Below are 15,958 nucleotides of genomic sequence, written 5' to 3'. Positions count from 1 at the left end.
GTGTGGCCGGGGGCAGGCGAAGCTGTTTACCAGCGGTAGTGAGCGAACGCGCGGTTCGACTCGGCCATCTTGTGCGTGTCCTCGCGGCGCTTGACCGCGGCACCGAGACCGTTCGACGCGTCGAGGATCTCGTTCTGCAGACGCTCGGTCATCGTCTTCTCACGACGACCCTTGGCGTAGCTGACGAGCCAGCGCAGCGCGAGGGTGTTCGCGCGGTGCGGCTTGACCTCGATCGGAACCTGGTAGGTCGAGCCACCGACGCGGCGGCTCTTGACCTCGAGGGTGGGGCGCACGTTGTCGAGCGCCTTCTTCAGAGTGGCGACGGCATCCTGACCGTTCTTCGCCTCGACACCCTTGAGGGCGTTGTAGACGATCGACTCTGCGAGCGACTTCTTGCCGTCGACCAGGATCTTGTTGACCAGCTGGCTGACGATGGGAGCGCCGTATACCGGGTCGTTGACGACGGGACGCTTCGGGGCGGGACCCTTACGAGGCATTGGACTCAGCCCTTCTTTGCGCCGTAGAGGCTGCGAGCCTGCTTACGGTTCTTGACGGCCTGGGTGTCCAGGGCGCCACGGACGATCTTGTAGCGAACACCGGGGAGGTCCTTGACACGACCACCGCGGACGAGCACCAGGGAGTGCTCCTGGAGGTTGTGACCCTCACCCGGGATGTAGGCGGTCACCTCGGTGCCGTTACGGAGCTTCACACGAGCGACCTTGCGCATCGCCGAGTTCGGCTTCTTCGGGGTGGTGGTGTAGACGCGGGTGCATACCCCGGCCTGCTGCGGGTTCGACTTCAGGGCAGGCGTCTTGGTCTTGGTGACCTTCGGCGAGCGACCCTTGCGAACCAACTGCTGAATGGTTGGCACGTTCTCTCCTCATAGTGCTGCACGGTGACAGCGTGATGGGTTTCACCTCATGACCCACCGGCACGCCGGAATCGACGAGCCTTTCATGTGGTGGGTATGCCGTGGGGGCGGACCGGCATGGTGCCGACGCCCAGCGCGCACGTCGAGACGTGCACACACCTGATCAAGTGTAATGCCACGTAACGTGGTGGTCAAATGAGGGCCGGTCCTCGACCCCGCTCAACGCAGGTCTCGGACGCGCGCGGCCACACCGCTCCCCTCTCCCGTTCGACGTTCGGCGGTGACCGCGATGATCAGCAGCACCGCGCCCATCACCGCGAGCGTGATCCACCACGGCATCGACTCCACACCCCGGCCGATCTGCACCGAGAACACGAACACGTTCTCGATGGGCAGCACGACGAGACCGAGCAGGAACGGGGCGGCGAGCTGCTCGCGAGAACCTGCGAGGATCGCGATCAGCGCGAGCATCATCACGAGGATCGCCCGCCAGGTCAGAGGGTCGGTGAAGGTCGCGACGATCGACGCGATCATCATGGTGACGATGCCTGGCGCGAGCAGCGCCCACGATCCGGTCCAGCGACCCGGCCAGCTGTCGATCGTGGGACGATCCCCGCCCTGCTCCGACGGCTGTCGACGGAGGGCGATCACGCCGGCGAGCAGGAGGAACGCCCCCAGCGGCAGGGAGAACCATTCGACACGCAGATCCCGCGGGCTCCACGCCACGACGGCGGTCGCGAAGGCGATCGCGAACAGGAACCACACCGGTGGCGCCGTGGTCCCTCGCTGTGTCACGCGGTGTGCGATGACGACGGTCGCCACGAGGTAGCCGAGCATCAGCATCCACATCGGCCAGACCGAGAACCAGTCGCGCTCGATCGCGAACCAGGTGCCGACGGCGAGGGCGAGCGCGGCGGGTGCGCCGAGCCACCTCGCGGTGCGCAGCGCCGAGCGGTCGGCGGCGGCGCGTCTGATCCCGCGGCCCGCGAGCATCAGAGCCGCGGCGCCTGCGGCGCTGACGCCGAAGCAGCAGAGGAAGAGCGCCAGACCGTGCACCGAAGGCAGGTCCCAGCCCAGTCCGATGCGGATGCCCTGCAGCGGTCCGACCGTCGCCGCGAGTGCCGCGGCTGCGAGGATCGGGATGCGCAGAGCACGGACGCGATGCAGCCGCGACCCCGCCCGGACCCGGCTCAGCAGCATCTCCGAGATCAACAGTGCCCAGGACGCGGCGAGGAGTCCACCGATCCGCCATGCGACGGCGGGCTGATCGGCATCGGCCCCGGCAACGGCGACGGCCGCGAGCAGCGGAGCGATGGCGACGAGGAGTCCTGCGGAGAACAGAGCCGTCGAGCGGCGGCCGCGGAGCGTGAGGAGCAGCCCGACGAGTGCGGCCCCGAGAGTCGGCGGCAGCAGATAGGCCTCGAGCACGGCGACGCCCGCGATGCCCCAGGTGCACCAGAGAGCACCCGTGAAGGCCGCCCCGGCGACCGCCCACGCATAACGGCGAGCGGCGAAGAGGGCAGCGGCCACCGCCCCGACGCCGATGATCAGCAGCACGAGCAGGGCCGTGCCGAGCCCGGCCGCATCGCGGGCGAGAGCGAGCGCCGTCGCGATCGCCCCGGTGAGCAGCGCCGAGGCCTCGATCGCGATGCGAGCGGTGTCCGCCGTGCGGGCGGAATGCCCCCTGGTGACGAGCACCCCCTTCACGAGCGTCGAGGAGGTGAGCGCGAGTGCGACCACGACGGCGACGATCGGCAAGACGATCGGCGACCCGCTCGCGGCCAGGAGCTGCGCACCGAGACAGACGACGACCACGGAGAGCGTGGGCACGAGCATCCCCGCCGCCGTCGTGCGCACCAGCAGCGTGAGCCCCGGCCTACGGGTGAGCAGCAGCGTCATCGCCAGCACGAACATCAGCCCTGTCGACAGCGCCGTCCAGCCGCTGCGCTCGATGACGACCTGCAGCACCCCGATGCCGAACGGCACAGCCGAGACGACCAGGATCGCCTGCCAGGTGCGGGCGTCGATCGCGGTCAGATAGGTGGCCGCGATCGCGACCAGCAGACCCGAGGATGCCGTGAGGCACAGCTGTGCGATGCCGTCGACGCCGCCCTCTGCGAGGGCCGTCGCGACCAGCACCAGGCCGTATGCGAACCCACCGCCCACGTAGAGGAATCGCCAGCGCGCAGGTCGCACAGCGGCGAGAGCAGCGACAGCGAGAAGGGTCGCCACTCCCGCTGCCGGGACGATCGGGGCCTCACGCCAGGCCACCATCACGGACGAGGCGAGAGCCAGATGAGCGGCGATGAGCAGGATCGGACGGATGCCCGTGCCTGCCGTCCGGTGCGGCATCCACCGCAGCATCGCCGAGATCGCCAGCACCGTCACGATCAGCACGGCAACGGACGCCGGCAGCACGAGCAGACCGCCGCACCCGAGCACGAGCATCGCGATGGCGGCGAAGGCGAGTGCGAGTCGCGAGGCGGACACGGCGAAGAACCGCGCGCCTCCACGTTCGCGGGCGAGCGAGGCGTAGGCGGCCAGGCCACCTCCGACCGCGGCGAGTCCGATCGGGCCTCCCCAGCCCGCGATGCCCTCCCCGGTCAGGCCGGGCCCCTGTCGGAGGAAGGCGATCACGGTCGTCCCGCCGGTGATTCCGGCGAGCATCAGCAGCACGGCCGACGGCACGGCGAGCACGGTCAACGCACCCGCGACGGTGTAAGCGCGCGGCACACGAGACGGCAGCGGCACCAGCACGCCCACCAGCACCAGCGCGACGGATGCCACGGCGGGGGCGATCGCGAAGTGCCACGACATGTCGAGCTCGCGGATGCCGGGGACTCCGTAGACGCCGAGCATCAGCGCCGCAGACCCTGTCGCGCCGGCGGCGTACGACCACAGGGGCCTGAGCATCCGCCGTGCGGCGATCACGGCGTGCATAGCGATGAGGAGCAGCAGTGCGCTCGCCGTCGGCAGCGTCGTCGTCATGTCGCCGTCGATGCGCACCAGCAGCAGGAGGGCGCTCACGACGGCGATCAGCTGCACCGCGACGAGGGTGGTGCGCTCGACCACGGGCAGCGTGCGCCACTCGACGATCACCGCACCCGCGAACGCGGCACCGATCGCGCCGACGGCGCCGGAGAGCGCCGTGCCGCCGGCGGCACCGAGCATCGCCGGGGCGATCGACAGCGCCACCACTGCGACCCACTGCCAGATCCGGATGCCGAAACGCCTGCCGGCGGCGAGCACCACGAACGCGGCGGCAGCGGTCGCGACCGCCGCGGTGCCCCAGGGCTCTATCTGCGGCGCCGCGAGCTGGGCGACCGCGTGCACGTCGAGGCCCGCGAACACGAGACCGAGACCTCCGACCGCTTCGGCGGAGAAGCGCAGACCTCGGCGGGACAGCAGCCAGGCTCCTCCGAGGAACAGCAGCGTGATCAGCCCGACGATCACGCTGCGCAGAGCGCGGTCGGCGAGATCGGGGTTGAAGTAGGTGAAGACGATCGCTGCGACGGCGAAGAGCCCAGCCCCGGCCGTGGCCAGCACCGATTGCAGCGTCGCGCTGCTCTGGGCAGGAGTCTCGGCACTCCGCGCACCCTTGCCGGGTGGCGGCGACGAGGGCGGCCCTGCCACGCCCGCCGAAAGCGGCGCGTCTGGCAGCGGGACGGCCACCCTCGTGGTGGCGACGGACGTGTGCACCGTGGGGACGCGACGGAGGGTCTCGTCGCGAGCGCGGATCGCGACGGCAGCCGCGAGCGACGCCTTCCAGATCTCGATGCCGACCGGGCCGCGAAGGTCGGAACCGCATCGCGCGCAGCATCCGCCCTCCAGCGCCCACTGGCACACCGGACAGGTCCCCCCGTCGAGCAGATGCCGCGCGACGGCCTCACCCCAGGTGATCGACGACGCATCTGCGCTCGGGGCCGATGTTGCGGTCATCACTGCTCCTCGGAGTCGGGAACCCAGCGCAGGATGTCTCCCGGTTGGCATTCGAGCACGCGGCAGATCGCCTCGAGGGTGGTGAAACGCACCGCCTTGGCTCGACCGTTCTTGAGCACGGCGACATTGGCCGGGGTGATGCCGATCGCGTCGGCGAAGTCCTGCACGCTCATCTTCTTGATCGCGAGCTGGACGTCGAGGTCGATGACGATCGGCATCAGACGACCTCCGACATGTCCTGCTCGAGCTCGAGAGCCTTGCGCAGCAGACCTCGCAGCACGACCACGAGCAGCGCGAGCGCTGCGCTGACCACGACGCCCAGCACCGCAAGCAGCGAGAGAGACAGAGACACCGAACGGCTGGCGACGATCACCAGGTACGACGCGAGAATCACGACCCCGGCCGCGATGAGAGCGCCGAGGATGATGTCGACGTATCGGAATGCCTCGACACGGAAGATCCGATCGTCCTGCACGAGTGAGAGCAGGAACCAGATGCATACGAGCGTCACCTGGATCAGGGCGAGGAAGAGCACGGCGCCGATGATGCCGGGAACCTCGAGCCAGGCGACGTCGGGATTGCGGACGGCCGTGATGCGGGCCACCTCGGGGATGACCAGGGTCTGGCTCGCCAGCAGGAGTGCGAGCAGAACGATGATCAGCGCCTTGAGAACGCGAGTGACACGAGGATGCATGTTTGCCCTATCGATCGCCAATGGGTATCTATCGAAAAACGATACCCAGCGCGCACGGGTGAACGCCAGCGGCGCTCGCAGCTCTCAGCGGATCCGCAGGCAGAGCCGTGGTCGCGCTGGTGCGTGCGCAGCGGGTTGGCCCGCGACGCCTACGACTGATCGGCGTCGAATGGGGAATCGAGCGAGTCGGTGAGTTCGGCCAGCAGCGCCTCGATCTGCGGTTCGACGTGCTGCGAGATCGCTGCCTGGATGTAGATGCGGTGGCGCAGCAGGATGCCGCAGATCTCGCGGCCCACCATGTTGGCGTACTCGTCGGCGAGGGCCACCTCCTGCCGCAGGGCGACCTTGGCCTCGTCGCTCAGGGGGGGCAGGGGCGGCAGGTCGGCGACGGCCTCATCGGCCATGCCGGCGATCGTGAAGAGGAACGGTGCGCCCGGAATCGGCTCGGGATCCAGCGGCAGCCCGTCGAACTCGGGATCCAGACCGTCGGCCGGGCGATAGCTGCGCGCCCGGTTGCGTGCGGCCTGCTGGTCGAGTTCACGCTGCAGCATCGGCAGGTTCCTGGCGGTGTACTCGGCCACGGCGTGATCGACGATCGTCTTGATGCGCGTCGAGAGTCCGTGCTGCACACCGTGCGGTGTGTTCGAGCCGATACCCGCCGCAGACAGGATCGGCGACCCCAGGCAGCGTCGGCAGGGCGCGACCCGACCACGATGGGTCGCCGGCTCCCAGCGCGGCACCCAGCGCAACCAGGCCTCGACGGCCTGGTCGACCTGCGTCTCCAACGAGCGCTCCACACCTAGAGCGTACGGCGCGGGCGCCGCCCACGCGGAGATTTCCGCGTCACGGCGGGGCGTCACTCGTCTTCTTCGCGCTCCCAGGGCCACTGCGGATGCTGAGCGCGCGTGCGCCGGAGAGCGATCCCGCCCCAGGCCGCGATCACGGCGGCGGCGAGGAGCACCGCGCTCGCTCCCCCGCGCACGAGATCGCCCGCGACGACCGTCGCGACGATGACGTCGCCGCGTACGGCGGCGACGGCGATCCACACGACGACCAGGTGCGCGAGCGCCGTGGCCAGTGCGACCGCCGGTGCCGACACGAACGACGGCTGCGTCCGCTTCAGCGACGACCGGAGCGACAGCGCGAATGTCACCACGGCGGCCAGCATCCCGATCGCACCGGGCAGCGGACCGAGACCTCGGACGGCGATGATGTCGGTGTCGGTCACGATGCTCACGGCACCGAGACCGAACACCGCGAGAGCGAAGAAGCTGACCGTGGCGAGCACCAGCGCCAGGATGACCGAAACCCCCGCGGACTCGGGTCCACGGGGGTTCGGCGATGACATGTTCGTGACTACCTCGCCAGCGTCGGGCCGGCTTCGAGCGTGCGCTCGTACTCGCGCTGCGCCTCGGCGTTGAGCTCGGTCTTGCGCGCACCGCTGCGGGCGACCCAGGCTCCGAACCAGATGGTCAGCTCACGAGCGAAGACGAACGCCGCGATCGCGAGCGGGTGGAAGAGCTGCGCGCCGATGAGCTCGCTGCCTTCGTGAGCGGTCAGCAACCAGAACGGCGCCTCGAAGAGCGCACCGAGGATGTGCGCACCGTAGGCGACGAGACCGACGATGATGCCGAAGACCACCCAGAGTCCCCAGCGTCCGCGGTTGATGAACGCGCCGAGCAGCCAGAAGCCGAGGAAGAACCCGACGACCGGAACCCAGTAGCCCCAGGTCATCAGCGGAGCGAGGGCGGCTTCGCCGATGTTCTCGCCCGTGATGTCGCCGGCGACGGCGCGGAGGCCGAGCGTCGCACCGAGGTAGAGGATCGCGAAGGCGATGGTCGCGAGCAGACCGATCGCGCCCGCGGTGCCGCGGTTGCCGCGTTCGCGGGGCGGCTCGGGAGCCTGGACGAAGATCGGCTGCTGCTGGATCGGAACGACGACGGGCTCGGCGGCTGCCGGCTCCGGGGGGACGATCCGGGTCTCGGCCTGGTCGGTCGACGAGTACGCGGCTCCGGCCAGTGCGGACTGCTCGTGAGCGGCCGGCGGCGTGTATGCGGCAGTCGCGTCGGCATCCGTGTTCCACGACTTCGTCGCGTCAGCATCCGTGTTCCACGACTTCGTCGTGTCGTCTGCGTCGTCGAGATACTTCGGGTCGTTGAGCTCCGGCGTCGCGAAGGTGCCGGGGTGGTCGTTCTCCGCAGCCTCGAACGCGGCGACATCGGGATCGACGGCGGACTGGGTCGGAGCGGGAGCCGACGTCTCGTGCGTGGGGTCCGCGGGCGTGCCATGCACGCCTGCACCCGCTGCGGCGGCGGCGTCGAGTCCAGCGTTCGCGCTGTCGACGACGTCGTTGACGTCTTTCGGCCGCTCGGGCTGGGGAACCTCGGGGTCACTCATGGGTGCGCCTCTCATCGGATGTGTGCTCTGCGAGATTACCGCCGCCCGACCGCGCCCCGACGGAGGCGTGCCGACGTGTCGCCGAGCCCGTGATCGCGCGCCTCACTCTCCGGCCGACGCGTGACGGCGCCGCTAGCGAAGAGTGGAGCGGAGGACGTCGCCGACGAACGAGGCGACGACCGGCACGATCGGCATCGAGAACCAGATCAGGGCACCCACCACACCGATGCACAGCACTGCGGCGATCCAGCTGATCACCACGTTCCGCCCCGCGACACGTGTCATGCCATCACGCTACGACCGCCGCTGCCGCGCCCGGCATCGCAACGCCGGGATCGATGCGACGAGGACCGTCGATCAGCCCTTGGTCGCGCCGGCCGTCAGCCCTCCGACGATGTACCGCTGCAGGAACAGGAACAGGATCATCACGGGGATGGCCGCCATGACGGCGCCGGCCGAGAACGCCGACCAGTCCGCGTAGCGCGGGTTCGCGACGAGCTTCGTCAGACCGACCACCAGCGTCTGCTGGTCGACATCGACGAGCATGACGCTCGCGATCACATACTCGTTGACCGTGCCGATGAACGACAGCAGCGCGACCACCGCGAGGATCGGCGCGACCAGAGGCAGGATCATCGTGAAGAAGATGCGTGCGTGCCCGGCTCCGTCGATGCGGGCGGCCTCGTCGAGCTCCATCGGGAGCGTGTTGAAGAAGCCGTACATCAGGTAGGTGTTCACGCCGAGCGCGCCGCCGAGGTACACGAGGATCAGGCCCGTGTGCGTGTTCAGTCCGATCGCGGGGAACCAGTCCCCCAGCGTCGACATCAGCAGGAAGATCGCCACCACCGCGAGCAGCTGCGGGAACATCTGCACGACCACGATCGTGACGAGGCCGATACGACGACCGGCGAAGCGCATGCGCGAGAAGGCATATGCGGCGAGTGCGCCGATGAAGACGGTCACCGCACCGGTGACCACGGCGATGACGAGCGTGTTCAGAAACCACAGACCGTAGGGGTTCTGCGGATCACTGAGGATGCGCTCGTAGCTGTCGAACCCGAACGCCGAGAACAGCTGGTTCGAGCCGGTCAGCGTGCCCTTCGGATTGAGCGACGCCGAGACGACGTACAGCAGCGGGAAGAGCGCGAAGGCGCTCACGACGATGGCGACCACATGGCGCCATCCGGTGTCTGCGAACCACGCGCCGAAGCTGCGGCGACGGGGCGCGAGCTTCTGCGCGACGGCGACGGGGCGGGCGGTGCCGGTGTCCGTGGTGCTCATGTCAGTTCAGCTCCTCGAGGGCCTTGGTCTTGCGGAAGCTGATGATCGAGATCGTCGCGACCACGATGAAGATCAGGATCGTGAATGCGGAGGCGAGACCGTAGTCGCGGGACTGACCCGTGAACGCCACCTTGTAGACCATCGAGATCAGGATGTCGGTGTGCCCGACCGGAATGCTGACGTCCTCGAAACGCGGCCCGCCCTTGGTCAGCATGTAGATCAGGTTGAAGTTGTTGAAGTTGAACGCGAAGGACGAGATCAGCAGCGGCGCGACCGTCACGAGCAGCAGCGGCAGCTTGATGCGGCGGAAGACCTGCCACGGGTTCGCGCCGTCCATCACCGCCGCCTCGTTGACGTCTTCCGGGATGCCCTGCAGGGCGCCCATGCAGACGAGGAACATGTAGGGGAAGCCCAGCCAGAGATTGACCAGGAGAACCGACACCTTCGCGAGGTTCGGGTCGGTGAGCCACGGGATGTCCGCTCCCCCGAAGATCACCTGGTTGATGAATCCGAAGCTCTCGTTCATCATGCCCGCCCAGACGAGGGCCGACAGGAACGCGGGGAACGCGTACGGGAGGATCAGGATGATCCGGTAGCCGTTGCGGAACCGCATCCGCGTGTTGTTGAAGACCAGCGCGAGCAGCAGTCCGAGAAAGAACGTGGTCGCGACCGAGAGCAGGGCGAACACGAACGTCCAGATGGTCACCGAGATGAGCGGACCGCGGATGTTCTCGTCGGTCACGGCGCGCACGAAGTTGTCGAACCCGACGGTGGTCTGCCAGCCGGGCAGCAGCTCGGCGCCGTCCTCGGCGATGAACGACCCCTGACCGGTGTCGGAGTACACGGCGCCGGTCGTGGTGTCGGTGATGGTGTCGGCATCCGCGTCGTACTCGAGCGTCGAGACGTAGAGGTAGCCCTTCTGGCCGTCGGGGGCGCGCAGGCTGCCGTCGTTGGGGTCGTCGCTGAACGGCACCGAGAGCTTCTCGAGCTCTTCCGACAGGGTGAACACCTTCGCGAGCGGGAGGGTCGTCCAGCCGTCGACGGCGACCGCCTGGTCGCCCTGGAACTCGGCATCGACCTCTTGCAGCGGCTGCTCAGCGGTGCCGAGCAGCGCGTCACCCGATTCGGGGTCGGTGACGAGCAGGCCATAGGTGCCGAACTGCTCGACGACCGTGACCGGATAGGTCGCCGAGTCCTCGACGCGCTCCTGGGCCGAAGCGAGGAGCGACGAGATCGCCTGGTCCTTCGTGCCGTTGTGCCCGGTGCCGTAGTTCGTGAAGCCGATGTACCCCGTGTACAGCAGCGTGAACACCTGGAAGATGATCAGGAAGATGATGCCGGGGGTCAGGTACTTCGCGGGGATTCGCTTGCGCGAGAAGTAGATGTAGTTGACGAGCGCGGTGACGGCCACGACCAGGCCGAGCACCAGCCACTCCTGCTGGCCAAAGAGCACGAATGCCGCGTACAGCGCGATGGCGTCGACGATCGCCAGCAGCAGGATCTTCAGCAGCATCCAGCCGATGGGACCGGATGCCGCCTCGGCGATCTTCGCCGCCTGGCGCTGGCGCTTGTTCAGTGGAGCCGTGGGCTCTTCGGTCAGTGTCATCTCGTCCCCGTCGTCGAGCTGCCGGGGCGGACGAGGTCCGCCCCGGCAGGGGTTGTGCTGGGTGTCTTACTGGATTGCTGCGGTGACGTCGTCGACGAGCTTCTGCCACGTCGTCGTCGGGTCGGAGCCGTTGATGACCGCAGCCTCAGCCACGCCCCAGAACTCCCAGACCGAACCCATCGCGGGGATCGCGGGCATCGGGACCGCATCCGCACCGACGGCCTGGAAGCCGGCGATGATCTCGTCGGAGGCTGCGGTGTCGGCGGCGGCCGTCAGAGCGGGCAGGACGTTGCCGGCCTCGAACAGCGCGAGCTGCACCTCTTCGGTGCCGATGTAGTTCACGAGGAAGTCGTTCGCGGCGACCTTGTTCTTCGACTCGGAGCTCACGAAGAAGCCCTTGACGCCGGCGAACGGCGAAGCGGTCTCGCCCGTGGGACTGGGGATCGGGTCGATCGCGACGTTGATGCCGGCGTCGGTCGCCGCGCCGACGTTCCACGGGCCGGTCAGCCAGAAGGCCGCGGTGCCGTCGAGGAACTGCTGCTTGGCGATCTCACCGTCGATGTCGGTGTTCAGCGTGCCCGCTGCGCCCTGAGCGGCGAGCCACTCGGAGAACGCGAAGCCGCCCTCGCTGCCGAGCTGGAGGTCGGCGGAGTCGTAGCTGCCCGAGTCGTCGGTGCCGAAGACCGGGGCGCCGAATGCCGTCTGGAACGGGTACAGGTGGTACGGGTTGCCCTCAGTGCCCTGCTCGACCACGAAGGTGCCCTTCGAGACCATGTCGTCGAAGCTCGTCGCGGCGGCGGGGACCATGTCGGCGTTGCGCAGCACGGCGATGTTCTCGACCGCGTACGGAAGCATGTAGACGGTGCCGTCGTAGGTCGCTGCCTGGAGTGCGACCGGCAGGTAGTCGGCCGACGAGTCGCCGAGCTCGAGCGGCGCGACGACGCCGTTGGTCGACAGCTCGCCGAGCCAGTCGTGTGCGCCCATGACGACGTCGGGGCCCTTGCCGGTCGGCACCTGCTGGATGAAGTCGTCCTTCATGTCGTCGACGGACTTGCCCACGAGCTCGACCTTGACTCCGGTCTTGTCCTCGTAGGAGTCGGCGGCGCTCTGCAGCGCGGCGACGCGCTCGGCGTCGACCCAGACGGTCAGCGTTCCGCTGCTCTCGCCCTCGGCCGAGTCGCCGCCATCGGTCGCGGTCGAGCAACCGGCAAGTGTAAGAGTCGAAACGATCGCGATGACGCCGGCGGCGACGATGCCCCTCTTGTTCACCTTCATTGGTGTGTGCCTCTCTGAAGTGCTGGTGGCCTGCAGGACTGCAAGCGCTTACAGTATGCAACGAGATCGGCAGGAATGGCAATGCAAGAAGCCTTCGATATCAAGCTGTAACCGCGGAATGTCCGGTGAGGTTTGATGGAAGCGCTTCCAAGCGAGCGTGAAAACGGCGGTGTCGATACACTTCCCTTATGGCTGACAGTTCCTTTGACATCGTCTCGAAAGTGGATCACCAGGAGGCCGAGAACGCCCTGAACCAGGCGCGCAAGGAGATCGAGCAGCGCTACGACTTCAAGGGCACGGGCTCCTCCATCGCCTGGAGCGGCGAGCAGATCCTGATCATCGCCGGCACCGAGGAGCGCGCGAAGGCGGTTCTCGACGTCTTCCAGTCCAAGCTCATCAAGCGAGGCATCTCGCTCAAGAGCCTCGAGTCGGGCGACCCCTTCGCGAGCGGCAAGGAGTTCCGCATCGTCTCGACCCTCAAGGACGGCATCTCGTCGGAGAACGCGAAGAAGATCAACAAGATCATCCGCGACGAGGGCCCCAAGGGCGTGAAGAGCCAGATCCAGGGCGACGAGCTGCGCGTCCAGTCCAAGAGCCGCGACGACCTGCAGTCCGTGATCTCTCTGCTCAAGGGCTCCGACCTCGATCTCGACCTGCAGTTCATCAACTACCGCTGACCTCTCAGTTCGAAGGGGGGACGGATGCCGAGGCATCCGTCCCCCCTTCTGTGTGCCCGCCAATCGCATTCCGATATATGGGCCGGAGTGCCCGAGACTGGATGCAGTCGCGTCCCGAACGCGACAGACGATGCGGCGATGCATGACGCGCTGCCGAACCACGGCTCCGCGCTTCGCGGATCGCGGTTCCCGCCTTGTGGGGACTGGGCGCAGTGCAGCTCCGTGCACGCCATCGTCTGTGGCCGGCGGGTGTCCCAACACCCGTCGGCCACAGAAATCACCCGTACCGAACTCTGCGACGACGCCCCGAGGGCGAGCGCCGATGTGCTCGCCCGAGAACTCGTCTGTGGATTATTGGCATCGCGATCGACTTCGTGATGTAGTGGCCGTCCGGGCACATCATGGGGAGCCCGGATCTGGAAAGCAACTGGGGGCAGTCCATGAACAACAACAACTCGATGACGAGTGTCAGAGAAAGCAAGCAGCTCTTAGCGGAGGAGGTTTTTCAGCACATCGGCGCACAGATCGTGGACGGTGTGCTCGAGCCGGGCTATCGAATCCGCGATGTCGATGTCGCTGAAGAACTGCACGTGTCGCGGACTCCGGTGCGAGAGGCGTTACAGCGCCTCGAGCGTCTCGGGCTCGTGACGATGTATCCGAGCAGATACACCGAGGTCACGGCGGTCACACCCGAGACCGTCGAGCAGACGCTCGAGTTCGCGGGGTATCAGGCGGGGATGGCGGCGCGGATGGGCGTCGCGCGCATGAGCCAGGAGGAACGCGAGAGCCTCGCGGAGCTCGTCGAAGAGATGTACACGGCGCTCGATGACGACGTGCACATCTCCAACACCCGGTGGGCGGTGTTCTCGTTTCTCAGTGCACGGAGTCGGAACGCGCAGCATCAGGTGCTGATCAACGACGCGAGCATGGCGTTGTTCCGCAACCTCCGCGGCTGGAGCGTTCCCGAGAACGACCGGGAGCGCATGCTCCAGGTCTATCGGAGCTTCCACGACGCGGTGCTGCGCGGCGATGCCGACGACGCCGAGCGCCAGGCGCGCCTGATGCACTACGTCTGATCACGGCGTCTGAGCGCTCGCAACGCGCTGTCAGCGCGCGGCCGTCCAGCCTCTGACCCACCGGTCGAGGCGGCGATACGCTTCCTCTCTCGCCTCGTGGCGAGAGAGGAAGACATCGTGCAGGGCCCCGTCGATGCGCTCGACGGTGACGGACGGACCGAGCTTGAGCGCCGCCCGCGCGATGTCGTCGACGACCAGCACCGAGTCCGCTCGAGTGAGGTCCTCGGACCATCGCGTGGGCGTCGCCGAGCGCGCGGAGAGCAGCACGCACACGGCCGCGTCGATCGACAGCCCTGCCGAGACCTGGGCGTGTCCCGTGAGGATCGCGTGGAACCATCCTGCATGCACCGCCATCGTCTGGGCCGGCCGCCACAACAGGTTCACCTCGACGGGATCATCGGGGTCGGCGACCTCCTGCTGCGCGCGCGTGTAGAACCCGAGATCGACCTGCGGGGCCACCTCCCGAGGAGCCCACCGCGCCTGCAGTTCGGCCATCGGCGCGATCAGCGGGCGCGCCGATGCGACCTGGAACTCGAGCCACGGGCTGTTCAGGATCACCGCGTCCGCCGTCTCGGGGTGCCGCGACGCCCACAGGCTCAGGATGAGCCCACCGGTCGAATGGCCGAGAAGCACCAGGCGGCGCGCGGACGCGGTGGCCTCGGGGCCGCGGCCCATCGCGTGCAGCGCCGCGGCGATGTCGTCGTCGTACGCGACGAGGTCGGTGATGTAGCCGGGAGTCTGACCGTCGCGCAGGCTGCGTCCGTACTTGCGGAGGTCGAGAGCGAAGAAACGCGCGCCTCGCGAGGTCCAGAAGCGAGCGAGCCGCTTCTGGAAGAAGTAGTCCGACCAGCCGTGCACGTAGAGCACGTCGACGTCATCGAGCGGAGGACGGCGCCCGCTCACGCGATCCCACCAGGGCCGCTCCCTCGGCAATGCTCTCACGAGAGTGGCGACCAGCGGGCCCTCGTCATCCTCACCGAGTTCGAGCGTGAGCTGCGCGAACTCGTCGCCGAGAACGTCCGGTATCCACTCAGCCATGCCGCCAGGCTAGCCGACGGCGTGCGGGCTACTCGGGAGCGGTGTGTCCGACCGTGAGGTTGCGCGCGACCGTCTCTGCCAGCGGAGCCGGGTCGGCGGCACCGGCTCCGTTGTCGAATGTCACCATCCGGATCCAGTCGAGACCGACGCGCATGTCGAGGATGTTGTCACCGTGCTCACCCGTGCTGGCTTTGGCGGCATCGGCTCCCTCGACCTCGACGGGGTCGCCATCGCGCTTCTCGAACGCCCAGGCTCCTGCGGGAAGCGTCGTGAGCATCAGATAGCTGGATCCTTCGTACTCGCTTCCGGCCGACTTGAAGTAGCAGATGCGTGAGCCGTTGACGACCTCGTACACCTCAGCAGGGATCCCCCAGCCGCCGAAGTCGGTGAAGAGAGCCGCGTCAGACACACCGAATGCGGCGTTCACCTGCTCCGGCGTGAGGAAGCGCTCACACGGAGCGCCGACGATCTCACTGTCGACGTACTCGACCTCGCGCGTGCTCGACGCCGCCGACGCGGCGATCCCCCGCAGTGCTTCCTCGATCCGGGCGGTGTCGGCCGAGCCGAGATCGGGATCGACGACGCTGGCCGACAGCAGCACGTCTCCGTCGGGCAGCTCGAACCCGCAGCGTCCGTCCTCGCAGCTCGCCGCTTCGCCCCAGAAGCCCTGGCGCTCGGTCGCACCCGCGATCACAGCCTGCGCGTCGGGAACGATCGTGACCTCCCAGCTGCGTTCCGTGTCGCCGGTCGAGCAGGCGATGCCGCCCGCCCGCTGGAACATGTGCTGCCCCGGACCGGGAAGCCACCCCATCGCCGACACCACCGAGAGCACCGGCTCGACCGGTGTCGCCGGCTCGCCCAGAAGATCCGCCATCGTCGCGGCGACATCGTCGCAGGTCACGTCGAACGCCGCCTCCGGCTCGACCACTGCCGCGGGCGTCGGGGTCGCGGTCGGCGTCGCCGAGGCCGACGCCGACGGCGAGCCCGTGGGGTTCGGCGTCGGCTCGGCCGTGCACCCTGAGACGAGCAGCAGGGCGGTGCCGAGGACGATCAGAGAACGCAGTCGCATCCGATCAGCCTAGAGACGCTCGCTCTCCGACACAC

At 68.0% G+C, this 15,958-nt stretch carries 16 protein-coding genes; 2 read left to right on the top strand and 14 right to left on the bottom strand.

The genetic code is table 11. From position 1 onward, the window contains the following. Nucleotides 1-26: 26 nt before the first annotated feature. From rpsG to ACLKOY_RS15280, 12 genes are all read right to left on the bottom strand, one after another. On the bottom strand, nucleotides 27-497 hold the full coding sequence (gene rpsG, locus ACLKOY_RS15335) for a 30S ribosomal protein S7 (RefSeq protein ID WP_215169391.1): 471 nt from the start codon (nucleotides 495-497) through the stop codon (nucleotides 27-29). 5 nt (nucleotides 498-502) lie between these two features. Next, the gene (gene rpsL, locus ACLKOY_RS15330; protein ID WP_363574665.1) at nucleotides 503-871 is read right to left on the bottom strand and encodes a 30S ribosomal protein S12; all 369 of its coding nucleotides are present in this window, start codon (nucleotides 869-871) and stop codon (nucleotides 503-505) included. 219 nt (nucleotides 872-1,090) lie between these two features. Next, nucleotides 1,091-4,810 carry an SCO7613 C-terminal domain-containing membrane protein gene (locus ACLKOY_RS15325; protein WP_436454427.1) on the bottom strand — a complete coding sequence of 1,240 codons (3,720 nt, stop codon included), beginning with the start codon at nucleotides 4,808-4,810 and terminating at the stop codon, nucleotides 1,091-1,093. Then, nucleotides 4,810-5,028, bottom strand: a complete 219-nt coding sequence (locus tag ACLKOY_RS15320; protein WP_140037917.1) for a helix-turn-helix domain-containing protein — start codon at nucleotides 5,026-5,028, stop codon at nucleotides 4,810-4,812. Before ACLKOY_RS15320 ends, ACLKOY_RS15325 begins: the two co-directional genes overlap by 1 nt. Then, the gene (locus tag ACLKOY_RS15315) at nucleotides 5,028-5,504 is read right to left on the bottom strand and encodes a DUF2975 domain-containing protein (RefSeq protein ID WP_436454426.1); all 477 of its coding nucleotides are present in this window, start codon (nucleotides 5,502-5,504) and stop codon (nucleotides 5,028-5,030) included. Before ACLKOY_RS15315 ends, ACLKOY_RS15320 begins: the two co-directional genes overlap by 1 nt. Before the next feature lie 149 nt (nucleotides 5,505-5,653). Next, nucleotides 5,654-6,301, bottom strand: coding sequence for a spermidine/putrescine ABC transporter substrate-binding protein (locus ACLKOY_RS15310; protein ID WP_181164227.1), 648 nt, complete (start codon nucleotides 6,299-6,301; stop codon nucleotides 5,654-5,656). Between the two features lie 59 nt (nucleotides 6,302-6,360). Next, nucleotides 6,361-6,852, bottom strand: coding sequence for a hypothetical protein (locus ACLKOY_RS15305; protein ID WP_436454425.1), 492 nt, complete (start codon nucleotides 6,850-6,852; stop codon nucleotides 6,361-6,363). A gap of 8 nt (nucleotides 6,853-6,860) precedes the next feature. After that, the gene (locus ACLKOY_RS15300; RefSeq protein WP_436454424.1) at nucleotides 6,861-7,901 is read right to left on the bottom strand and encodes an ABC transporter; all 1,041 of its coding nucleotides are present in this window, start codon (nucleotides 7,899-7,901) and stop codon (nucleotides 6,861-6,863) included. A gap of 132 nt (nucleotides 7,902-8,033) precedes the next feature. Continuing rightward, entirely contained in the window at nucleotides 8,034-8,186 is a 153-nt protein-coding gene (locus ACLKOY_RS15295) for a hypothetical protein (RefSeq protein WP_363574656.1), read from the bottom strand. A gap of 72 nt (nucleotides 8,187-8,258) precedes the next feature. Further along, a complete protein-coding gene (locus tag ACLKOY_RS15290; RefSeq protein ID WP_436454423.1) occupies nucleotides 8,259-9,182 on the bottom strand; it encodes a sugar ABC transporter permease in 924 nt (307 codons plus the stop codon). Between the two features lies 1 nt (nucleotide 9,183). Further along, the gene (gene malF / locus ACLKOY_RS15285; protein ID WP_436454422.1) at nucleotides 9,184-10,788 is read right to left on the bottom strand and encodes a maltose ABC transporter permease MalF; all 1,605 of its coding nucleotides are present in this window, start codon (nucleotides 10,786-10,788) and stop codon (nucleotides 9,184-9,186) included. Between the two features lie 66 nt (nucleotides 10,789-10,854). Beyond that, on the bottom strand, nucleotides 10,855-12,063 hold the full coding sequence (locus ACLKOY_RS15280) for a maltose ABC transporter substrate-binding protein (protein WP_363574650.1): 1,209 nt from the start codon (nucleotides 12,061-12,063) through the stop codon (nucleotides 10,855-10,857). A gap of 188 nt (nucleotides 12,064-12,251) precedes the next feature. Between ACLKOY_RS15280 and ACLKOY_RS15275 the strand changes: the two genes are divergently transcribed. Further along, nucleotides 12,252-12,740 (top strand): YajQ family cyclic di-GMP-binding protein, encoded by a 489-nt coding sequence (locus ACLKOY_RS15275; protein WP_042538692.1) that lies wholly within the window; start codon nucleotides 12,252-12,254, stop codon nucleotides 12,738-12,740. Between the two features lie 440 nt (nucleotides 12,741-13,180). Further along, nucleotides 13,181-13,816 carry a GntR family transcriptional regulator gene (locus ACLKOY_RS15270; RefSeq protein ID WP_363574648.1) on the top strand — a complete coding sequence of 212 codons (636 nt, stop codon included), beginning with the start codon at nucleotides 13,181-13,183 and terminating at the stop codon, nucleotides 13,814-13,816. Between the two features lie 30 nt (nucleotides 13,817-13,846). Here ACLKOY_RS15270 and ACLKOY_RS15265 read toward each other — a convergent pair whose 3' ends face one another. Together ACLKOY_RS15265 and ACLKOY_RS15260 are read right to left on the bottom strand one after the other, a co-directional pair. Next, complete coding sequence (locus tag ACLKOY_RS15265; protein WP_436454421.1) at nucleotides 13,847-14,854, bottom strand: alpha/beta hydrolase; 1,008 nt, start codon at nucleotides 14,852-14,854, stop codon at nucleotides 13,847-13,849. 28 nt (nucleotides 14,855-14,882) lie between these two features. Further along, a complete protein-coding gene (locus ACLKOY_RS15260) occupies nucleotides 14,883-15,923 on the bottom strand; it encodes a hypothetical protein (protein WP_436454420.1) in 1,041 nt (346 codons plus the stop codon). Nucleotides 15,924-15,958 lie beyond the last annotated feature (35 nt).

Origin of the sequence: Microbacterium sp. K2, assembly GCF_051365005.1 — a bacterium.
Taxonomy (GTDB): Bacteria; Actinomycetota; Actinomycetes; order Actinomycetales; family Microbacteriaceae; genus Microbacterium; species Microbacterium foliorum_B.
Note: the sequence above shows the minus strand (reverse complement) of the source record. Positions and strands in the feature narration are given on the sequence as shown.

Excerpts from the sequence above, each read along its gene's own strand:
- ACLKOY_RS15315 (WP_436454426.1), bottom strand. The coding sequence starts at position 5,504 with ATGCATCCTCGTGTCACTCGCGTTCTCAAGGCGCTGATCATCGTTCTG.
- ACLKOY_RS15270 (WP_363574648.1), top strand. The coding sequence starts at position 13,181 with ATGAACAACAACAACTCGATGACGAGTGTCAGAGAAAGCAAGCAGCTC.
- rpsG (WP_215169391.1), bottom strand. The coding sequence starts at position 497 with ATGCCTCGTAAGGGTCCCGCCCCGAAGCGTCCCGTCGTCAACGACCCG.
- ACLKOY_RS15265 (WP_436454421.1), bottom strand. The coding sequence starts at position 14,854 with ATGGCTGAGTGGATACCGGACGTTCTCGGCGACGAGTTCGCGCAGCTC.
- ACLKOY_RS15260 (WP_436454420.1), bottom strand. The coding sequence starts at position 15,923 with ATGCGACTGCGTTCTCTGATCGTCCTCGGCACCGCCCTGCTGCTCGTC.
- ACLKOY_RS15275 (WP_042538692.1), top strand. The coding sequence starts at position 12,252 with ATGGCTGACAGTTCCTTTGACATCGTCTCGAAAGTGGATCACCAGGAG.
- ACLKOY_RS15325 (WP_436454427.1), bottom strand. The coding sequence starts at position 4,810 with ATGACCGCAACATCGGCCCCGAGCGCAGATGCGTCGTCGATCACCTGG.
- ACLKOY_RS15295 (WP_363574656.1), bottom strand. The coding sequence starts at position 8,186 with ATGACACGTGTCGCGGGGCGGAACGTGGTGATCAGCTGGATCGCCGCA.
- malF (WP_436454422.1), bottom strand. The coding sequence starts at position 10,788 with ATGACACTGACCGAAGAGCCCACGGCTCCACTGAACAAGCGCCAGCGC.
- ACLKOY_RS15320 (WP_140037917.1), bottom strand. The coding sequence starts at position 5,028 with ATGCCGATCGTCATCGACCTCGACGTCCAGCTCGCGATCAAGAAGATG.
- ACLKOY_RS15290 (WP_436454423.1), bottom strand. The coding sequence starts at position 9,182 with ATGAGCACCACGGACACCGGCACCGCCCGCCCCGTCGCCGTCGCGCAG.
- ACLKOY_RS15280 (WP_363574650.1), bottom strand. The coding sequence starts at position 12,063 with ATGAAGGTGAACAAGAGGGGCATCGTCGCCGCCGGCGTCATCGCGATC.
- ACLKOY_RS15300 (WP_436454424.1), bottom strand. The coding sequence starts at position 7,901 with ATGAGTGACCCCGAGGTTCCCCAGCCCGAGCGGCCGAAAGACGTCAAC.
- ACLKOY_RS15305 (WP_436454425.1), bottom strand. The coding sequence starts at position 6,852 with ATGTCATCGCCGAACCCCCGTGGACCCGAGTCCGCGGGGGTTTCGGTC.